Annotated in this window: 14 protein-coding genes and 3 tRNA genes; 13 read left to right on the plus strand and 4 right to left on the minus strand. The window is 53.3% G+C overall.

Annotated elements, in window-relative coordinates:
• Positions 1 to 133 precede the first annotated feature (133 nt).
• Entirely contained in the window at positions 134 to 1111 is a 978-nt protein-coding gene (epmA, locus tag OGY10_RS06005; protein ID WP_003830517.1) for an elongation factor P--(R)-beta-lysine ligase, read from the plus strand.
• A 214-nt stretch (positions 1112 to 1325) separates the two neighbouring features.
• Complete coding sequence (gene yjeM / locus OGY10_RS06010) at positions 1326 to 2828, plus strand: glutamate/gamma-aminobutyrate family transporter YjeM (protein ID WP_198802538.1); 1503 nt, start codon at positions 1326 to 1328, stop codon at positions 2826 to 2828.
• 181 nt (positions 2829 to 3009) lie between these two features.
• On the opposite strand, the gene mscM is transcribed toward yjeM, so the two are convergent.
• The 3 genes from mscM to rsgA all read right to left on the minus strand — a co-directional run bounded on the left by mscM (position 3010) and on the right by rsgA (position 8455).
• Complete coding sequence (mscM, locus tag OGY10_RS06015) at positions 3010 to 6324, minus strand: miniconductance mechanosensitive channel MscM (RefSeq protein ID WP_008785996.1); 3315 nt, start codon at positions 6322 to 6324, stop codon at positions 3010 to 3012.
• Positions 6325 to 6341: 17 nt separating this feature from the next.
• Entirely contained in the window at positions 6342 to 7310 is a 969-nt protein-coding gene (gene asd, locus OGY10_RS06020; protein WP_048212901.1) for an archaetidylserine decarboxylase, read from the minus strand.
• A gap of 92 nt (positions 7311 to 7402) precedes the next feature.
• Complete coding sequence (gene rsgA, locus OGY10_RS06025) at positions 7403 to 8455, minus strand: small ribosomal subunit biogenesis GTPase RsgA (protein WP_170974257.1); 1053 nt, start codon at positions 8453 to 8455, stop codon at positions 7403 to 7405.
• A gap of 105 nt (positions 8456 to 8560) precedes the next feature.
• On the opposite strand from rsgA, the gene orn reads away from it, so the two are divergent.
• The 4 genes from orn to OGY10_RS06045 all read left to right on the plus strand — a co-directional run bounded on the left by orn (position 8561) and on the right by OGY10_RS06045 (position 9724).
• Positions 8561 to 9106 carry an oligoribonuclease gene (gene orn, locus OGY10_RS06030; RefSeq protein ID WP_020996267.1) on the plus strand — a complete coding sequence of 182 codons (546 nt, stop codon included), beginning with the start codon at positions 8561 to 8563 and terminating at the stop codon, positions 9104 to 9106.
• 196 nt (positions 9107 to 9302) lie between these two features.
• Positions 9303 to 9378: transfer RNA gene (locus OGY10_RS06035), tRNA-Gly, on the plus strand.
• A 37-nt stretch (positions 9379 to 9415) separates the two neighbouring features.
• Positions 9416 to 9491 (plus strand) — tRNA-Gly (locus OGY10_RS06040).
• A 157-nt stretch (positions 9492 to 9648) separates the two neighbouring features.
• A tRNA-Gly gene (locus OGY10_RS06045) sits at positions 9649 to 9724 on the plus strand.
• A 269-nt stretch (positions 9725 to 9993) separates the two neighbouring features.
• On the opposite strand, the gene queG is transcribed toward OGY10_RS06045, so the two are convergent.
• Positions 9994 to 11133 carry a tRNA epoxyqueuosine(34) reductase QueG gene (gene queG, locus OGY10_RS06050; RefSeq protein WP_286576448.1) on the minus strand — a complete coding sequence of 380 codons (1140 nt, stop codon included), beginning with the start codon at positions 11131 to 11133 and terminating at the stop codon, positions 9994 to 9996.
• Between queG and nnr the strand changes: the two genes are divergently transcribed.
• From nnr to hflX, 7 genes are all read left to right on the plus strand, one after another.
• On the plus strand, positions 11132 to 12679 hold the full coding sequence (gene nnr, locus OGY10_RS06055) for a bifunctional ADP-dependent NAD(P)H-hydrate dehydratase/NAD(P)H-hydrate epimerase (protein ID WP_153753864.1): 1548 nt from the start codon (positions 11132 to 11134) through the stop codon (positions 12677 to 12679). The two genes, queG and nnr, sit on opposite strands and share 2 nt — an antisense overlap.
• Complete coding sequence (tsaE, locus tag OGY10_RS06060; RefSeq protein ID WP_008786002.1) at positions 12651 to 13112, plus strand: tRNA (adenosine(37)-N6)-threonylcarbamoyltransferase complex ATPase subunit type 1 TsaE; 462 nt, start codon at positions 12651 to 12653, stop codon at positions 13110 to 13112. Before nnr ends, tsaE begins: the two co-directional genes overlap by 29 nt.
• Positions 13113 to 13128: 16 nt before the next feature.
• Positions 13129 to 14460 carry an N-acetylmuramoyl-L-alanine amidase AmiB gene (gene amiB / locus OGY10_RS06065; protein WP_286576451.1) on the plus strand — a complete coding sequence of 444 codons (1332 nt, stop codon included), beginning with the start codon at positions 13129 to 13131 and terminating at the stop codon, positions 14458 to 14460.
• A gap of 9 nt (positions 14461 to 14469) precedes the next feature.
• A complete protein-coding gene (gene mutL, locus OGY10_RS06070; RefSeq protein ID WP_079934476.1) occupies positions 14470 to 16356 on the plus strand; it encodes a DNA mismatch repair endonuclease MutL in 1887 nt (628 codons plus the stop codon).
• A complete protein-coding gene (gene miaA, locus OGY10_RS06075; protein ID WP_286576453.1) occupies positions 16349 to 17299 on the plus strand; it encodes a tRNA (adenosine(37)-N6)-dimethylallyltransferase MiaA in 951 nt (316 codons plus the stop codon). The genes mutL and miaA overlap by 8 nt, the downstream gene beginning before the upstream one ends.
• A gap of 84 nt (positions 17300 to 17383) precedes the next feature.
• Entirely contained in the window at positions 17384 to 17692 is a 309-nt protein-coding gene (hfq, locus tag OGY10_RS06080) for an RNA chaperone Hfq (RefSeq protein WP_003025584.1), read from the plus strand.
• A 74-nt stretch (positions 17693 to 17766) separates the two neighbouring features.
• Entirely contained in the window at positions 17767 to 19047 is a 1281-nt protein-coding gene (gene hflX / locus OGY10_RS06085) for a ribosome rescue GTPase HflX (protein ID WP_003830495.1), read from the plus strand.
• Positions 19048 to 19077: the final 30 nt, after the last annotated feature.

Consider the following 19077-nt stretch of genomic DNA (forward strand, 5'->3'; position numbering starts at 1 on the left):
AATTTAATTACTAAACCACCCTAAGTCGCTTTTTTTATCCAATTGCCAGTGATGATTAGTGCTGCCTGAAATTTGTCTCGTTAGCGCGATACGAGTAGACTTCGTGCCCTTGTCATAAATCGGAGAAACAACCATGAGCGAAACGGCAACCTGGCAGCCGAGCGCGTCCATCCCCAATCTGTTGAAACGTGCAGCAATTATAGCGGAGATTCGCCGCTTTTTTGCCGATCGTGGCGTGCTTGAGGTTGAGACCCCTTGTATGAGTCAGGCAACGGTAACGGACATCCACCTGTTCCCGTTCGAAACGCGTTTCGTTGGCCCTGGACACTCCCAGGGAATGAATCTCTATTTAATGACCAGCCCTGAATACCATATGAAGCGCCTGCTGGTGGCAGGATGCGGCCCGGTGTATCAACTGTGCCGCAGCTTCCGTAATGAAGAGATGGGGCGCCATCATAACCCTGAATTCACCATGCTTGAGTGGTATCGTCCGCACTACGATATGTATCGCCTGATGAATGAAGTGGATGATTTGCTCCAGCAGGTGCTGGACTGCTCACCTGCGGAAAGCCTTTCTTACCAGCAGGCCTTCCAGCGCCATCTGGAGATTGACCCGCTGTCTGCGGATAAAACCCAACTGCGGGAAGTGGCGGCGAAATTGGATCTCAGCAATATCGCTGATACCGAAGAAGACCGGGATACCTTACTGCAACTGCTGTTTACGATGGGTGTTGAACCACATATTGGTAAAGACAAGCCGACGTTTGTGTATCATTTCCCGGCCAGCCAGGCATCACTGGCGCAAATCAGTACCGAAGATCACCGCGTGGCTGAACGTTTCGAGGTTTATTACAAAGGTATTGAGCTGGCGAATGGTTTCCATGAATTGACCGACGCGCGCGAACAGCAGCAGCGGTTTGAACAGGATAACCGCAAACGTGCCGCACGAGGCTTACCACAGCAACCTATCGATACCAACCTGCTGGAAGCGCTGAAAGTCGGCATGCCGGATTGCTCAGGCGTGGCGCTGGGCGTTGACCGTCTGGTGATGCTGGCGCTGGGCGCAGAGAGCCTGGCCGAGGTAATCGCATTTACCGTCGATCGCGCATAACTTACTCTTCTGCAATACAAAGTGGTGGCTTAATCGCCACTTTGTAGCATATTTTTTCATTTCCCCTCTAATAGCCACAATTTACACCTGGATATTTGATATCGTTTAGGTATCAATTCTGTGTTGTTTTTTTTATCGCTGAACTCTGCAAAGAGAGCAGTGCCAACCGGTGAGCGGCGTTTGTTAAACGCTTGCCAGAGTAAGGGATGGTTTAATGACCCAAACAATAAAAAAGATGAGCCTGATAGGTCTCATTCTCATGATATTTACGTCAGTTTTCGGTTTTGCTAATAGCCCCTCCGCGTTCTATTTAATGGGGTATAGTGCAATACCGTGGTATATATTTTCTGCATTATTATTCTTTATTCCATTTGCTTTAATGATGGCGGAAATGGGTTCTGCCTATCGGAAAGAAGAGGGGGGAATCTATTCGTGGATGAATAATAGCGTTGGACCACGCTATGCGTTTATCGGCACGTTTATGTGGTTTTCTTCTTATGTGATATGGATGGTTAGTACTGCGGCGAAAGTCTGGGTACCTTTTTCAACCTTCTTGTTTGGCGCAGACATGACGCAGCACTGGCGTATTGCAGGGCTTGAGCCTACGCAGGTTGTCGGACTGCTCGCAGTCGGTTGGATGATCCTGGTGACCTGCGTGGCATCCCGGGGTATTAATAAGATTGCGCGTATTACGGCTGTAGGTGGAATTGCCGTAATGTGTCTTAATTTAGTTCTGTTGTTAGTGAGTGTCGCTATTTTGTTATTAACTGGTGGCCACTTTGCACAGGATATTAATTTCATCTCTTCGCCTAATCCAGGATATCAGTCTGGACTGGCAATGTTGTCATTTGTTGTGTTTGCCATTTTTGCTTACGGCGGAATTGAAGCTGTGGGGGGACTGGTTGATAAAACAGAAAAACCAGAAAAGAACTTTGCTAAAGGTATTGTCTTTGCCGCTATTGTCATTTCTGTTGGTTATTCACTGGCCATCTTTTTATGGGGCGTTAGCACCAACTGGCAGCAGGTATTAAGTAATAGCTCAGTTAACCTCGGGAATATTACCTATATCCTGATGAAAAGCCTCGGAATGACGTTGGGTAACGCGCTACATCTTTCCCCTGATGCCGCAATGGTGATGGGCGTATGGTTTGCACGTATTACCGGGCTTTCCATGTTCCTTGCCTATACCGGCGCTTTTTTCACCCTCAGCTACTCACCGCTGAAAGCGATTATTCAGGGCACGCCGAAGGCGTTGTGGCCCGCGCCGATGACCAAACTGAATGCCGTAGGGATGCCGACGACGGCAATGTGGTTACAGTGCCTGCTGGTGAGCCTGTTTATCCTGTTGGTTTCATTTGGTGGCGATACGGCTTCAGCGTTCTATAACAAACTGACGCTGATGGCGAATGTCTCGATGACGCTGCCATATCTGTTCCTGGCGCTGGCGTTTCCGTTCTTTAAATCCCGTCCGGGTCTGGAAAGGCCGTTTGTTGTCTTTAAAACCCGAGTGGCGACGCTGCTGGCAACGGGAGTGGTCGTGCTGGTGGTGACGTTTGCCAACGTGTTCACCATCATCCAGCCGGTAATTGAAGCCGGAGACTGGAACAGCGCACTGTGGATGACCGGCGGTCCGATCTTCTTCTCACTGCTGGCGATGGCGATTTATCAGAACTACAGCCGTCGCACGACCAACGAGCCTGAGTGGGCGGTGGAATAAAGGCCATCTGGCGTTTATTGCCTGTTGCCGATCCGGACGCATATTAAGCCCGAAAATGTCTGTGGTCGGCGATGAAATGCCCGATGGCGCAAGCTTATCGGGCCTACAGGTTAATTGCAGACCCGTAGGCCGGATTAGACCCAACGGGTCGCCATCCGGCATTTCTTGCCTGCATTGTGCGTTACAAACTACCCGCCGGGCGACTGCCTCTGCCCGCAGAACTTAACGTTCTCCCTGTTTGCTTACCGCCGAGGCTCTCCAGACGCATCTGGAACGGAGGGAACGGCATATCAATACCGTGCTCGCGGAAGCCTGCCAGAATTAGCTGGTGGATTTCATGGCGCAGCGGCATGCGATGCCCCATTTCTGCGGCATAAATACGCAGTTCGAAGATTTGAATCCCCTGCTGCAGGTCAACCAGGAAGACTTCAGGTGCCGGATTATCGATAACCAGCGAACAGCGCTGTGCGGCAGTCAGCAGGATCTGCGTAACCTCCTCGCTGTTCGCCTCCGACGGTGCCGGGATGGTTAACACCACACGGGTAACGGAATCGGATAACGACCAGTTGATAAACTGTTCGGTGATAAAGGCTTTGTTGGGCACGATGATCTCTTTACGGTCCCAGTCGCTGATAGTGGTGGCACGGGTATTAATCTTCGTCACGCTACCGGTAAGATCGCGAATCGTCACCGTGTCGCCAATGCGGATTGGTTTTTCAAACAGGATAATCAGGCCGGAAATAAAGTTGGCGAAGATCTCCTGCAAACCAAAGCCCAGACCGACACCGAGAGCCGCCACCAGCCATTGCAGTTTGGACCATTCAATACCGATCATCGAGAAGCCAACCAGACCGCCAATCAGCATCAGCAGATACTTAGTGATAGTGGTGATGGCATAACCGGTGCCGGGGGTTAAATCCAGATGTTGCAGTAGTGCCAGCTCCAGCAGTGCGGGTAGGTTGCGCACTAACTGGGTGGTGATGATAAATACCAGAATCGCGATAAGCACCGCGCCCAGCGTTATCGGTTCTAAGCTTTCCACGCCCTGAACCGTGGAGGTGACATCCCACAACGAGATGTTTTCCAGGAAGCCGAAAGCGGAATGAATTTCTGACCACAGTACAATGACCGAGAGCAGGGCGATAAGCATCAGGATAGAACGCACCAGGCGCAGCGATTGCGCGCTGATAGCATCCAAATCCACTTCGCTTTCATCAACGTCAATCGCGCCTTCAAGGCTGGTGGAATGCGGTGGTTCTTCTTCGCCCCGCGCGCGCTGCGCCAGCATTTCAGCGCGTCGATGCTTGGCGCGGTCGAACGCCAGGCGGCGGCGCTGGATCAGCATCCAACGGCGGATAACGTGATACACCACCAGTAATAAGAACCAAATCGCTACAGACGTTTCCAGACGTGCCAGCAGGGCTTGTGACGTGGCGAGGTAGCCTACTGCCGCGGCGAGAATGGCAATCAGCGGCGCACCCATCAGCATATTCCACAGCATGCTGTTGACCATGTTATCGCTGTTGCCCTCTTTATCGAGGTACAGCGGTATCCCGGCGCGTTTCAGGCTCAGGGTTACGACCGCCAGCGCACCGCAAATCAGAATAAAGCACAGACGTCCCAGTGAGGCGGAGAATTCCCGGTCATTGAGGTTATCAAACATAATCACCGCCATGATCAGCGGGACAATCAGCCCAATGCTCATCAGGTAATAGTGCATAGCTTTCGCGACGCGGTTCCGCGGCCAGCCAAAGTGGGCAATGAACAGACCGTTGGGGCGTGCAAAGGTGGCGCAGATCATTACCGCCCACAGCATGGGCACCGTGGCGGTAACGCCATCGCCGATCGCGACAGCCAACGGATAAGGCCAGGCTTCCTGCAATCCGTAACCGAGCGTTGCCCACAACACTGGCAATGGTGAAGCGACGAGTATTGACCAGAATACCGTGCGTATTGTCAGCCAGAAGTGGTCCTGGGTGACTTTCCCGACCCGCGCGGACGAGCGTTCAAGGAAACGGGTGAAGTGCTTGCGCGAAGAGAGGCTAAAGCCAACTAACACCAACGCCGCGAACAGCGGTAGCAGCGTTTCTTTGCTGGTCAGCATCATGATGCTGGCTTTGCCCAACTGATTAAACGTATCTAATGAGATCAGACGCCGCAGATCCTGAACGATGTCGACAGGCCAGGAGAGGGAGATAGGGCTAACGTCTGACGTCCAGAACAGGTAGCGGTGCGTCGCTTCGTTGACCTCTTTTAGCGCATCTTCCAGTTGACTGTTGGAAACTTTGAGCTTGGTCAGCTCAAGGATCAGCGTATCGCCGCCCTGCAACAATGAGTTCAGCAGCTCACGCTGGGTGCGTAGCTGGGCGTTGAGGATGCTGCTCTGTTCAGCGGTGAGAGGTTGTCCATCGGCCTGATGAATTTGACGCAGCTGCGGCTGTTTGTTGAGGAGATCCTCATAGCGCATGCGGTGTACGCGAAGCTGCGCCATTTCGGTATCCAACTGCTGAGGCTTGGGCATTTCCGGTAAACGGGATACCTGCGCTCGCAGCGCTTCTCCCAGCATATTTGAAACCCCAAGCCACTGAGACTGCTCTCGCAGCGTATTCAATGCCTGACGCACCTGCAGCGTTTGGCTGGCGGCCTGACGCTGCTGCGAAGCGACCAGGTCCATACGCTGTGCTTGCTGGTTTAAGGCCTGAGACAGCTCGCGGTTTACCTTGAACTGGTCGACAATGCCTTCCGGCAGTCCCGCGCTGTTTTCCGCCAGCAGTTCAGTGCTTTCCAGCGCTCGCTCAGCTTCACGCTGACGTTGACTGTTAAGCTGGTTGCGCAAAGCCTGCAGGTAAGCGTCGAGTTGTTGACTCTGTTTTTCCGCCAGTTCGGAGCGCATACGCGCCAGTTCCTGACGGTTATTGGCGGAAAGCTGCGCCAGCTCCAGTTCATCGACCTGGGCTTTAAGTTTGGCGGATTCAGCCTGCATCGCCTGATTCTGTGCGGAATTACCGTTGGCGGTACCAATGCGTCGCTCAAGCTCATTGAGCTGGCGGCGGGCATCGGTTTGCTGTTGAGGAAGCTGGCTTAACGAGTCGGCGATTTCCCGGGCGCGATCCTGCTCCTGCTGGGCCTGACGACTCTTTTCCAGCAGTTGGCTGCTAACCTGGAGGATCTCCTGGTTTAACGCATCGGTAGTGAGTCCGGTTGGCACATTGCGCGGTTCATCACGCAGGTTGCTAAGCTGCGCGCGTAACGTTGCGGACAGCTTGGGGAAGTTATCAATAACCTGCTGATATTGCTGGGCACGCTCGAGAGAGCCTTTACGCTCCTCAAGGGCATTCAGCGCGGACTGGAGCGCCTCGACGGTTTCTGGCTGAGCAGGTTTTGCCGCTTTTGCCTGCTCCAGTTCCTGGGTGAGTTGTTTGGCATCGGGGGCCGTCGCAGCGTACGCCCCCAGGCTGAGGCACCAGGCCATCAGAAAAGTGATAATCAGGCGCACAGCAGCGATTCCTATGTTTAACTTTCGTCTTTTTTGTCGTCAACCAGCGGGCTGGCGTCGTGTTCTGCTTCGATCTCTTCTTTCGCCAGCGGGGCCGGTTCTGCCTCTGGCGTCACGAAAGTCTCGGTTGAGATGGCCATTGGTTGGCCGATTTTGGTCACGGACAGATCCTGCAACTGCTCAACCAGGTTAACTTTGCCAGGTGCGAACAGGTTGATGACGGTGGAACCGAGCTTAAAGCGGCCCATTTCCTGACCTTTCAGCAGCGCCACCGACCCTTCGCTTTCGCCTTCCGGCCAGGTCCAGCGCTTGATGACGCCTTCACGCGGTGGGGTAATGGTGCCAGCCCATACGGTCTCAATGCTGCCGACGATGGTCGCGCCGACCAGAATCTGCACCATCGGGCCAAATTCGGTATCAAACAGACAGATTACACGTTCGTTGCGGGCAAACAGGTTCGGTACGTTTTGCGCAGTCAGGATGTTTACAGAGAAGAGATCGCCCGGCACATACATCATTTCACGCAGGATACCGTTACACGGCATGTGTACACGGTGGTAATCGCGTGGAGACAAGTAAGTGGTTACAAACGTACCGTTGCGGAATTTGTCCGCCATCTGATAGTTGCCAGCCAGCAGCGCTTCAAGGGTATAGCTGTGCCCTTTAGCCTGCAGCAGTTTGTCTTCCTCGATGTTGCCTAACTGGTTAATCACACCGTCAGCGGGCATGACCAGTACGTTTGGATCGGTATTAATCGGGCGAGCATCATCGCGCAGCGGGCGAACAAAGAAGTCGTTGAAGGTGCGATAGCTGGCGGTGTCCGGCTTTTGCGCCTCTTTCATATCGACCTTGTAATATTTCACGAACAGATCGATAACCAGTTTGGTCAGCCATCCCGCTCGTTTGCTCGCACCCCAACCCGCCAGGCGAGTGAGCCATAGTTTCGGCAGAATGTATTGTAGCGAAAGCTTAAATGAGTTTAACAAGGTAGCCTCCAGGCCATAATTTGTTCCCAATCCGGCATACGGGCCGGATCCTGAAAAAAGGGGGACGATTCTAGCGATGCTTAGCTTAGTTGTCAGTTGTCTGTATCAGAAAAGTTTTTACGCGTTTTTACCTGCGCCATGCTTTCCAGGATGCGGTGATAATTTTCAAACCGGGTTTCGGCTATGGCCCCTTTTTCTACAGCCTCACGGATAGCGCAGCCTGGATCGGTATCATGCTTGCAGTCGCGGTATTTGCAATGGCCCAGGTAGTCATGAAATTCGACAAAGCCATGCGTGATTTGTTCCGGCTCCAGATGCCACAGTCCAAACTCACGTACGCCAGGGGAGTCGATAACGTCGCCGCCGTGCGGGAAGTGATACAGGCGAGAGGCCGTGGTGGTGTGCTGTCCAAGGCCGGAGTTGTCAGAGACATCATTGGTCAGGATCTCTTCCTGCAGGCCGAGGAGATTATTGAGCAGGCTGGATTTACCTACGCCCGATTGACCGGCAAAAATGCTGATGCGATCGGTTAATGCTTCTTCAAGCGGTTTCAGGCCGTCTTTTGTGCGGCTTGATACCATCAACACCCGATAGCCAATGTTGCGATAGATATCCATCTGTTCGTTAACGAAGGCCATGCCTTCATCATCCAGCAGATCGATCTTATTCAGCACGATAATCGGTTCAACGTGTAGCGTTTCGCAGGCTACAAGATACCGGTCGATAATATTGAGTGACAGCTCGGGTAAGATGGCTGAGACAATAACGATCTGGTCGATGTTGGCGGCAATAGGCTTTACCCCGTCGTAAAAGTCGGGGCGTGTCAGTACTGAGGTACGATCGTGTACCGCTTCAACGATACCTTTGACATTCACGCCTTCAGCTGCCGCTTTACCCGGGCGCCAGACTACGCGATCGCCAGTAACCAGCGAGCGAATTGTACGGCGGATGTTGCAGCGGTGAATTTCACCGTCAGCAGACTCTACGTCGGCATGCATGCCAAAACGGCTGATAACGATGCCTTCAGCGGTTTCGCCAAACAGGTTGTCGTCGTAGTCGGGCTTCTCCGTGGACGTTTTAAGACGACGCTGGTGATTGGCGTTCACACGGCGCTGTTGGCCTTTGGAGAGTTTATTCTTACTCAATCGGACTGGCTCCTGGTCGCCCATGATGGGCAAAACATTTATGATACACACAATTTTAGATCAATGTAGTCACACTGAATGTGACGCTGAAGGGTGGAAAATAGCATGAGTGCCAATGAAAACAACCTGATTTGGATCGATCTGGAGATGACAGGTCTGGATCCCGAGCGCGATCGCATTATTGAGATCGCCACGCTGGTGACGGATGCCAACCTGAATATTCTGGCTGAAGGACCGACAATTGCGGTGCACCAGTCCGACGAACAGCTGGCATTAATGGATGACTGGAACGTACGTACGCATACCGGTAGCGGGCTGGTGGAGCGCGTGAAGGCGAGCACCATGGGCGATCGTGAAGCTGAACTGGCCACGCTGGCTTTTTTGAAAGAGTGGGTTCCGGAAGGGAAATCACCTATCTGCGGCAACAGCATCGGGCAGGATCGTCGTTTCCTGTTTAAATACATGCCGGAGCTGGAGGCGTATTTCCATTATCGCTATCTGGACGTCAGCACGCTCAAAGAGCTGGCGCGTCGTTGGAAGCCGGAAATCCTCGCGGGCTTCACCAAGCAGGGAACACATCAGGCGATGGACGACATTCGTGAATCTGTTGCTGAGCTTGCTTACTATCGCGAACATTTTATTAATCTTTGATTTTGTTCTCCGGTGGCTTGCGCCACCGTTTTTTTGACGCTAAATTGTTCAGCTTGATTGCAAATTAATCACTTGAACGAATTTTCGAAAAAAACGCTTTCAGGGGGGTTGCAGCTAAACGGATTTCTCGTATAATGCGCCTCCCGTAACGACGCAGAAATGCGAATTACGACAGCAACAAAAGCAGTACAGATTTGCGGGAATAGCTCAGTTGGTAGAGCACGACCTTGCCAAGGTCGGGGTCGCGAGTTCGAGTCTCGTTTCCCGCTCCAAAATTTGAAAATGCTTATTAAGCAAAGACACACCCAAGCGGGAATAGCTCAGTTGGTAGAGCACGACCTTGCCAAGGTCGGGGTCGCGAGTTCGAGTCTCGTTTCCCGCTCCAAAATTTGAAAGTGCTTGTTAAGCACAGACCACCAAATCGCAGGATTTCGAATTGCGACAAGGCGGCAACTGAATGAGTCCTTAGGAGCTTACTGAAGTAAGTGACTCAGGCGAATGAAGGCAGCCAACGCAGTAGTGGTTCGAAAGACGAAGATTAAGCGGGAATAGCTCAGTTGGTAGAGCACGACCTTGCCAAGGTCGGGGTCGCGAGTTCGAGTCTCGTTTCCCGCTCCAAATTCTTACCCCAATAAAAATATCCACAACGAATAATCGCGTTGGGGACGTTTTGTTTCGTCATTGACATACTCTTGTAAACAGACTTATCCACAGGTTCGGGTATTATTCCTGGAATGCAAAAAACTTCGCCGGGTGAATAGTATCATTTTAACTATTTGAAATTATTAATTTAATTATCATTGCAAATTGTTAATGCGATCACTTGACGATTTTTTCCCTCTTGAATATCAATGTGTTTTTATTTTTATACACAAGCTGTGGATGACTTAAGCGTCGCGCGGCAGACCCTTCTCAATGACCCTGACCAAACGTTGTTTCTGCGGTAGCTGCACCTCAACTACGCAGGCATTTCGCTTCTCAAATTGCTGAGCAACCGCCCACTCTATGTGTTCGTCGAGAAGTGGGTGCTCACCTCTGCGACTTTCCAGTGCGCGAAGAATGGCTTCATTCCAGGGAGCATTGCCCAACGCAACGGCGATATTTCGCAGCCAGCGCAGGTGGCCAATACGACGAATGGCAGACCCCTCCGTGACTTTTAAAAACCACGCTTCGCTCCAGCGAAACAGCTCTATTAACTCCGGAGCATGAAGCTGCTTGCGCGGGTTGAAGTCATCCTCTGCCGTCAACTGTGAATAGCGGTTCCACGGGCAAATGAGCTGGCAATCATCGCAGCCGTAAATTCGATTCCCTAACAATGGACGAAATTCTTCCGGGATCGCGCCTTCCAGTTCGATAGTGAGATAAGAGATACAGCGGCGCGCATCCACCGTATAGGGTTCAACAATGGCCCCGGTGGGACAGATGGTCATGCAGGCGACGCATTTCCCGCATCCTTCTTCTACTGGTTGGTCGATCGGCAAGGGTAAGTCGATCAGTAATTCCCCGAGGAAGAAAAATGAACCGGCTTCGCGATTGAGGATAAGTGAGTGCTTACCTGTCCAGCCAAGCCCGGCTTTTTCCGCTAACGGACGCTCAAGAATGGGCGCAGAATCGACAAAAGGTCTAAAATTCAGCGAAACGCAGTGCTGTTGAATCATCTCTCCCAGCTTTTTTAAGCGGTTACGTAGCAGCTTATGGTAGTCGCGCCCCAGCGCGTAACGGCTGACGTAACCCAGAGAAGGATTCTTCAACGTGCTGGCGAAGGCCGCATTGGCAGGAAGATAGTTCATACGTACGCTGATGACACGTAGCGTACCGGGCAATAATTCGTGAGGTCGGGCGCGCATCATGCCGTGACGGGCCATCCAGTCCATCTCGCCGTGGTATTGTTTATCCAGCCAGGCCTGCAGTTTGGGCTCCGCTTCGCTGAGGTCGGTATCGGCAATACCGACCTGCTGAAAGCCAAGCTCCAGCCCCCACTGCTTAATATTTTGCGCTAACTGATTGAGATCGAGGGGCTCTGACATGACGGACCATACAATGAAGAAAAACCCCGCAAGTATACCACACTCCATCTGGCACGCCGATGACATCAGGCGGATGGAGCGAGAGGCGGCAGACAGTTTAGGGCTGACGTTGTACGAACTCATGCAACGGGCGGGAGAGGCGGCATTTCAGGTCACTCGTGAGGCTTATCCGAATGCCCGGCACTGGCTGGTGCTATGTGGTCATGGCAACAACGGCGGTGATGGTTACGTAGTGGCAAGACTTGCCAAAGCGCTGGGTCTTGAAGTTACGTTGCTGGCGCAGGAAAGTGACAAACCGCTCCCCGAGGAGGCGAAGCAGGCACGTGATGCCTGGCTTAACGCTGGTGGCGTCATTCACGCGGCGGATATCAATTGGCCAAATAACGTGGATGTCATTATTGATGCGCTGTCAGGCACTGGCTTAAAACATGCGCCGCGTGAGTCTCTCTCGGTATTGATTGAATGTGCTAATTCTCACCCAGCCCCCACTGTGGCGATAGACATTCCCTCCGGCCTGCTGGCGCAGACGGGAGCGACGCCGGGCGCGGTCATCAACGCAGCGCATACCATTACCTTTATTGCACTCAAGCCGGGCCTGCTCACCGGTAAAGCGCGCGATGTCACCGGGCGTCTGCATGTTAACGCACTTGGGCTGGGCGACTGGCTGGCGGGGCAGAATGCGCCAATACAACGTTTTGATGCTCAACAGCTTGCGCACTGGCTAACGCCGCGTCGACCCACCTCGCACAAAGGCTCCCACGGGCGGCTGGTGATTATCGGCGGTGACCACGGTACGGCTGGCGCAATACGCATGGCCGGGGAAGCCGCGCTGCGAGCAGGTGCCGGGCTGGTCAAAGTGCTGACGCGCAGTGAAAACATTGCGCCTATTTTGACAGCCAGACCGGAACTGATGGTCGATGCGCTGACGCCGCAGACGCTGGAAGAGAGCCTGGCGTGGGCGGATGTAGTGGTGATAGGCCCCGGGCTTGGTCAGCAGGAGTGGGGCAAAAAAGCGCTGCAAAAAGTGGAGAATTTTCGCAAACCGATGCTCTGGGATGCGGATGCGCTGAACCTGCTGGCAATCAACCCCGATAAACGTCACAATCGCGTGATCACGCCGCATCCAGGTGAAGCCGCGCGACTGCTGGGTTGTTCCATTGCAGAAATTGAAGACGATCGCTTACTTTGTGCACAACGTCTGGTAAAACGGTACGGAGGCGTGGTGGTGCTGAAAGGCGCGGGTACGGTTGTTGCTGCTGAACAGGCGGAGTTGGGTATTATTGATACCGGCAATGCCGGGATGGCCAGCGGCGGAATGGGGGATGTGCTTTCCGGTATTATTGGCGCATTGCTCGGACAGAAGCTTACCCCGTATGATGCAGCATGTGCGGGATGTGTAGCGCACGGAGCGGCGGCGGATGTGCTGGCGGCGCGTTTTGGTACGCGCGGCATGCTGGCGACGGATCTCTTTACCACGCTACAGCGTATTGTTAACCCTGATGTGATTGACGTTTATCATGATGAATCGAGTAATTCCACTACCTGATGAGCAGGCGACTTTAGACCTGGGACTGCGGGTAGCCAAAGCCTGTGACGGCGCGACGGTTATATATTTGTACGGCGACCTGGGGGCGGGTAAAACCACCTTCAGCCGGGGATTTCTGCAGGCGTTAGGTCATAAAGGTAATGTAAAAAGCCCCACCTACACGCTGGTTGAACCCTATTCACTCGATAACTTGATGGTATATCACTTCGATTTATACCGACTTGCGGACCCAGAGGAGCTGGAATTTATGGGGATCCGCGATTATTTTGCCAATGATGCCATCTGCCTGGTGGAATGGCCGCAACAAGGTAAAGGTGTACTGCCAGACCCGGACGTCGAAATACACATTGAATACCAGGCGCAAGGTCGAGAGGCGCGTGTAAGCGCAGTCTCCTCATCAGGTGATTTATTGCTGGCGCGTTTAGCCGATTAACCTTAAGGGTGGCGGGATGATTTATCGCATCAGAAACTGGCTGATGGCAACCCTGGTCCTGCTGTGCGCGCAGGCAGGGGCCGCCAGCCTCTCCGATCTTCAGGTGTCCAATGGCGATCAACAGGCGCGGATTACGCTGAGCTTTATTGGCGATCCTGAATATGCCGTTTCGCAGGACGGGAAACGAACCGTCGCGCTGGATATTAAACAAACCGGAGTGATTCAGGGGTTACCGCTGCTGTTTAGCGGCAATAATCTGGTGAAATCTATCCGTTCCGGCACGCCAAAAGATGCGCAGTCTCTGCGCCTGGTGGTGGATTTAACCGAGAACGGTAAAGCCGAAGCAGTAAAACGCCAGAACGGCGGCAATTATACCGTCGTGTTTACCATCAACGCTGATGCGCCACCGCCGCCGCCTCCACCTCCCGTGGTTGCAAAGCGTGCTGAAGCGCCGATTGTTGCCCCACGTCCTGTCGAGCCAGCGCGAAATCCGTTTAAAGCAGAAAACGATCGCACTACGGCTGTGACTAACAGCAATACCTCCACGCGCCCTGCGGCGCGCGCCAGTTCCAGCAACGGCGATAAAGTGGTGATTGCCATTGATGCCGGACACGGTGGACAGGATCCTGGCGCTATTGGTCCTGGCGGCACGCGTGAGAAAAACGTCACGATTGCCGTGGCGCGCAAGCTGCGCAGTTTGCTCAATGATGATCCGATGTTTAAAGGCGTACTCACCCGTGATGGTGATTACTTTATCTCGGTGATGGGGCGTTCAGACGTCGCGCGTAAACAAAACGCCAATTTCCTGGTTTCTATTCACGCGGATGCCGCGCCAAATCGTGATGCCACAGGTGCTTCCGTTTGGGTGCTGTCAAACCGTCGGGCGAACAGTGAGATGGCTGGCTGGCTGGAACAACACGAGAAGCAATCGGAGTTGTTGGGCGGCGCGGGCGATGTGCTGGCAAACAGCCAGTCCGATCCTTACCTCAGCCAGGCTGTACTGGATCTGCAGTTCGGTCATTCGCAGCGCGTCGGGTATGATGTGGCGACCAGCATGATCGGCCAGTTAGAACGTATTGGTTCGATGCATAAGCGTCGTCCAGAACACGCCAGTCTTGGCGTACTGCGTTCGCCTGATATCCCGTCAGTGCTGGTTGAAACCGGCTTTATCAGTAACAACAGCGAAGAACGTCTGTTGGCGAGCGATGATTACCAGCAGCAACTGGCTGAGGCGATTTACAAAGGATTGCGTAACTATTTCCAGGCGCACCCGATGCAAACCGGGCCGCAGGGCGCACCGGCGCAAACCGCCAGCACCATATCGCCGGGTAACACGTTAACAAATTAAGGATTAGCCATGCCGATTCAGGTTCTACCGCCACAGCTGGCGAACCAGATTGCCGCAGGCGAGGTGGTAGAACGGCCTGCGTCAGTGGTGAAAGAGCTGGTGGAAAACAGCATTGATGCCGGTGCGACGCGCATTGATATCGATATTGAACGCGGCGGCGCGAAGCTTATCCGTATTCGTGACAACGGCTGCGGGATTAAAAAAGACGAGCTGGCGTTGGCGTTGGCGCGTCATGCCACCAGTAAAATAGCCTCGCTTGACGATCTTGAAGCCATCGTAAGCCTCGGATTTCGCGGCGAAGCGTTGGCCAGTATCAGCTCCGTGTCTCGCTTAACCCTGACGTCGCGTACGCAAGAACAACCCGAAGCCTGGCAGGCGTATGCCGAAGGGCGTGACATGGATGTCACAGTTAAACCCGCTGCGCATCCGGTGGGAACCACGCTGGAGGTGCTAGATCTGTTCTACAACACCCCGGCGCGGCGCAAATTTATGCGCACCGAGAAAACCGAATTTAATCATATCGACGAGATTATTCGCCGCATTGCGCTGGCACGTTTTGATGTGACGATAAATTTGTCGCACAACGGCAAAGTGGTGCGACAGTACCGGGCAGTGGCCGCGGATGGGCAGAAAGAGCGCCGACTGGGCGCGATTTGCGGCACGCCGTTTCTGGAGCATGCGCTGGCGATCGAATGGCAGCATGGCGATTTAACATTGCGCGGCTGGGTGGCCGATCCTAACCACACAACGGCAGCACTGGCAGAAATCCAGTACTGCTATGTGAATGGTCGGATGATGCGCGACCGGCTGATCAACCATGCTATCCGCCAGGCCTGTGAAGATAAGCTGGGAGCCGATCAACAGCCCGCTTTTGTGCTGTATCTGGAAATCGATCCGCATCAAGTGGATGTCAACGTACACCCAGCTAAACACGAGGTCCGTTTCCATCAATCCCGGCTGGTGCACGATTTTATTTATCAGGGCGTGTTGAGCGTCCTGCAACAGCAGCTTGAAACGCCGCTGCCGTTGGCTGATGACGACGAACCCGCCCCAAGGCACATCCCGGAAAACCGCGTTGCTGCTGGACGCAACCATTTTGCCGAGCCGGCTCCCGCGCGTGAACCTGCGACACCGCGGTACTCAGCATCCGCTGGCACTGGAAGTGGCAGTAGCGGTGGCAGTAGTGGTGGCGGTGGCCGTCAGGCGGGGGCCAGTTGGCCTCATGCTCAACCCGGATACCAAAAGCAGCAGGGCGAAATTTATCAGCAACTGATGCAGACGCCTGCTCCAACGCGTAAAACGCCGGTCTCTGAAACGCCATCGACGCCTCTGACTGGCAACAGTCAGGGCTTTGGCCGGGTGCTAACGATTGTTGGTGCAGACTGCGCGTTACTCGAGTGTGATGGCCATATTCGGTTGTTGGCATTACCGGTGGCTGAGCGTTGGTTGCGTCAGGCGCAGTTAACGCCGGGTCAGGGAGCGGTTTGTGCTCAACCGTTACTGATCCCTTTACGTCTAAAAGTGACCGCCGATGAAAAAGCAGCACTGCAAAAAGGACAGAGCCAACTGGCTGAGTTGGGCATTGAATTTCAGCTGGATGCGCAGCATGTGACCATCCGGGCGGTGCCTTTACCCTTACGCCAACAAAATTTACAAATCTTGATTCCTGAACTGATAGGCTACCTGGCGCAGCAATCCGTATTCGAGCCGGGCAATATTGCACAGTGGATCGCACGTAACCTGATGAGCGAGCATCCACAGTGGAGCATGGCACAGGCGATTACGCTGTTAGCGGATGTTGAGCGGCTCTGCCCACAACTCGTGAAGGCACCGCCGGGTGGTCTGTTACAACCTGTTGATTTACATTCGGTAATGAATGCCCTGAAACATGAGTGATACCCGTAAGGCGAGCCTGCCAAAGGCGATTTTTTTGATGGGGCCAACGGCCTCCGGTAAAACGGCATTAGCAATTGAATTGCGTAAAGTTTTGCCCATAGAGTTGATAAGCGTTGATTCCGCCCTTATTTACAAGGGGATGGATATCGGTACAGCTAAGCCTGATGCAGCTGAATTACAGGCCGCACCGCACCGATTGCTGGATATCCGCGATCCATCGCAGGCGTACTCCGCTGCGGATTTTCGTCGCGATGCGTTAGCCGAAATGGCCGACATCACCGCCACGGGCCGTATCCCGTTGCTGGTGGGCGGCACAATGTTATATTTCAAAGCCTTGCTTGAAGGACTGTCGCCGTTACCGTCGGCGGACCCGGAAGTCAGGGCCAGAATTGAGCAGCAGGCGGCAGAGCAGGGTTGGGACGCGTTACACCGACAGCTTCAGGACATCGATCCCGTGGCAGCGGCGCGTATTCATCCAAATGATCCGCAAAGACTTTCCCGGGCACTGGAAGTTTTTTTCATTTCGGGTAAAACTTTAACGGAGCTGACGCAAACGTCAGGAGATGCTTTGCCGTATCAGGTGCATCAGTTTGCAATCGCCCCGGCGAGCCGTGAACTGCTCCATCAGCGAATTGAGCAGCGTTTTCATCAGATGTTAGCTTCAGGTTTTGAAGCAGAAGTCCGGGCGCTTTTTGCCCGTGGAGATTTGCATACGGATTTGCCTTCCATTCGTTGTGTAGGGTATCGCCAGATGTGGTCATACATTGAAGGTGAAATTTCATACGATGAAATGGTTTATAGAGGTGTTTGCGCCACGAGGCAGTTGGCGAAGCGACAGGTAACCTGGTTGCGTGGTTGGGAAGGGGTGCACTGGCTTGACAGTGAAAAGCCTGACCAGGCGCGAAACGAAGTATTACAGGTTGTTGGTGCTATCGCGAACTGAATGTGTACAATTGAAACGTATCGTGCGCAATTTTTCAGAATCGAAAGGTTCAAAGTACAAATAAGCATATAAGGAAAAGAGAGAATGGCTAAGGGGCAATCTTTACAAGATCCGTTCCTGAACGCACTGCGTCGGGAACGTGTTCCAGTTTCTATTTATTTGGTGAATGGTATTAAGCTGCAAGGTCAAATCGAGTCTTTTGATCAGTTCGTGATCCTGTTGAAAAACACGGTCAGCCAGATGGTTTATAAGCACGCGATTTCTACTGTTGTCCCGTCTCGTCCGGTTTCTCATCACAGCAATAATGCCACCGGCGGCACAGGCAGCAACTACCATCACGGTAGCAACGCGCAAGGTTCATCTGCGCAACAGGACAGCGAAGAAACCGAATAAGGTTATTAGCTGTTTTACATACGGGGAGCCAGCGATCCTGTGTTCCCCGTTGATTTATATTAAGGGGTTGACGCTTGTTTGACCGTTATGATGCCGGTGAGCAGGCGGTACTGGTACACATCTATTTTTCGCAAGACAAAGATATGGAAGACCTCCAGGAGTTTGAATCTCTGGTTTCTTCCGCCGGTGTCGAAGCAATGCAGGTGATTACCGGGAGCCGTAAAGCACCGCACCCGAAGTATTTTGTTGGTGAAGGTAAGGCAATCGAAATTGCCGAAGCCGTAAAAGCGACTGGCGCTGCGGTGGTGATTTTTGATCATGCTCTAAGCCCTGCCCAGGAACGTAACCTGGAACAGTTGTGCCAGTGTCTTGTTATCGACAGGACTGGTCTCATTTTAGATATTTTTGCCCAGCGTGCGCGAACCCATGAGGGTAAGTTGCAGGTTGAGCTGGCGCAGTTGCGCCATATGGCTACGCGTCTGGTCCGTGGCTGGACTCACCTTGAACGGCAAAAGGGCGGGATTGGTTTGCGCGGTCCGGGTGAAACCCAGCTCGAAACCGACCGTCGTTTGCTGCGTAATCGCATTTTGCAGATACAGTCGCGCCTGGAAAAAGTTGAAAAGCAACGTGAGCAGGGGCGACAGTCGCGCAAGAAAGCGGATGTCCCAACCGTATCACTGGTGGGATATACCAACGCCGGAAAATCCACCCTGTTCAACCAGATCACCGAAGCCCAGGTCTACGCAGCGGATCAGCTGTTTGCGACTCTGGACCCGACGCTGCGCAGAATAGACGTGGCGGACGTGGGTGAGACCGTGCTGGCGGATACCGTAGGATTTATCCGTCATTTGCCGCACGACCTGGTGGCGGCGTTTAAGGCCACCTTGCAGGAAACACGTCAGGCGACATTGTTGCTGCACGTTATTGATGCAGCAGATTTTCGTGTGCAGGAAAACATTGAGGCCGTCGACACGGTGCTCGAAGAGATCGATGCGCATGAGATCCCGACCCTGCTGGTGATGAATAAAATCGATATGTTGGATGACTTTGAGCCGCGTATCGACAGAGATGAAGAGAATAAACCCATTCGCGTTTGGGTATCAGCGCAAACGGGGATTGGTATACCACAACTTTTTCAGGCTTTGACTGAGCGACTTTCCGGTGAGGTGGCGCAGCATACGTTGCGTTTGCCGCCGCAGGAAGGGCGTTTGAGAAGCCGGTTTTATCAACTTCAGGCAATAGAAAAAGAGTGGATGGAGGAGGACGGCAGCGTAGGTCTGCAGGTTCGTATGCCGATCGTAGACTGGCGTCGCCTCTGTAAACAAGAACCGGCACTGGAAGACTATGTTGTCTGATCTGACGGATATGGCCTGAAGATTTTTTCG

Origin of the sequence: Citrobacter sp. Cpo148 (genome assembly GCF_030332375.1) — a bacterium.
Taxonomy (GTDB): domain Bacteria; phylum Pseudomonadota; class Gammaproteobacteria; order Enterobacterales; family Enterobacteriaceae; genus Citrobacter; species Citrobacter portucalensis.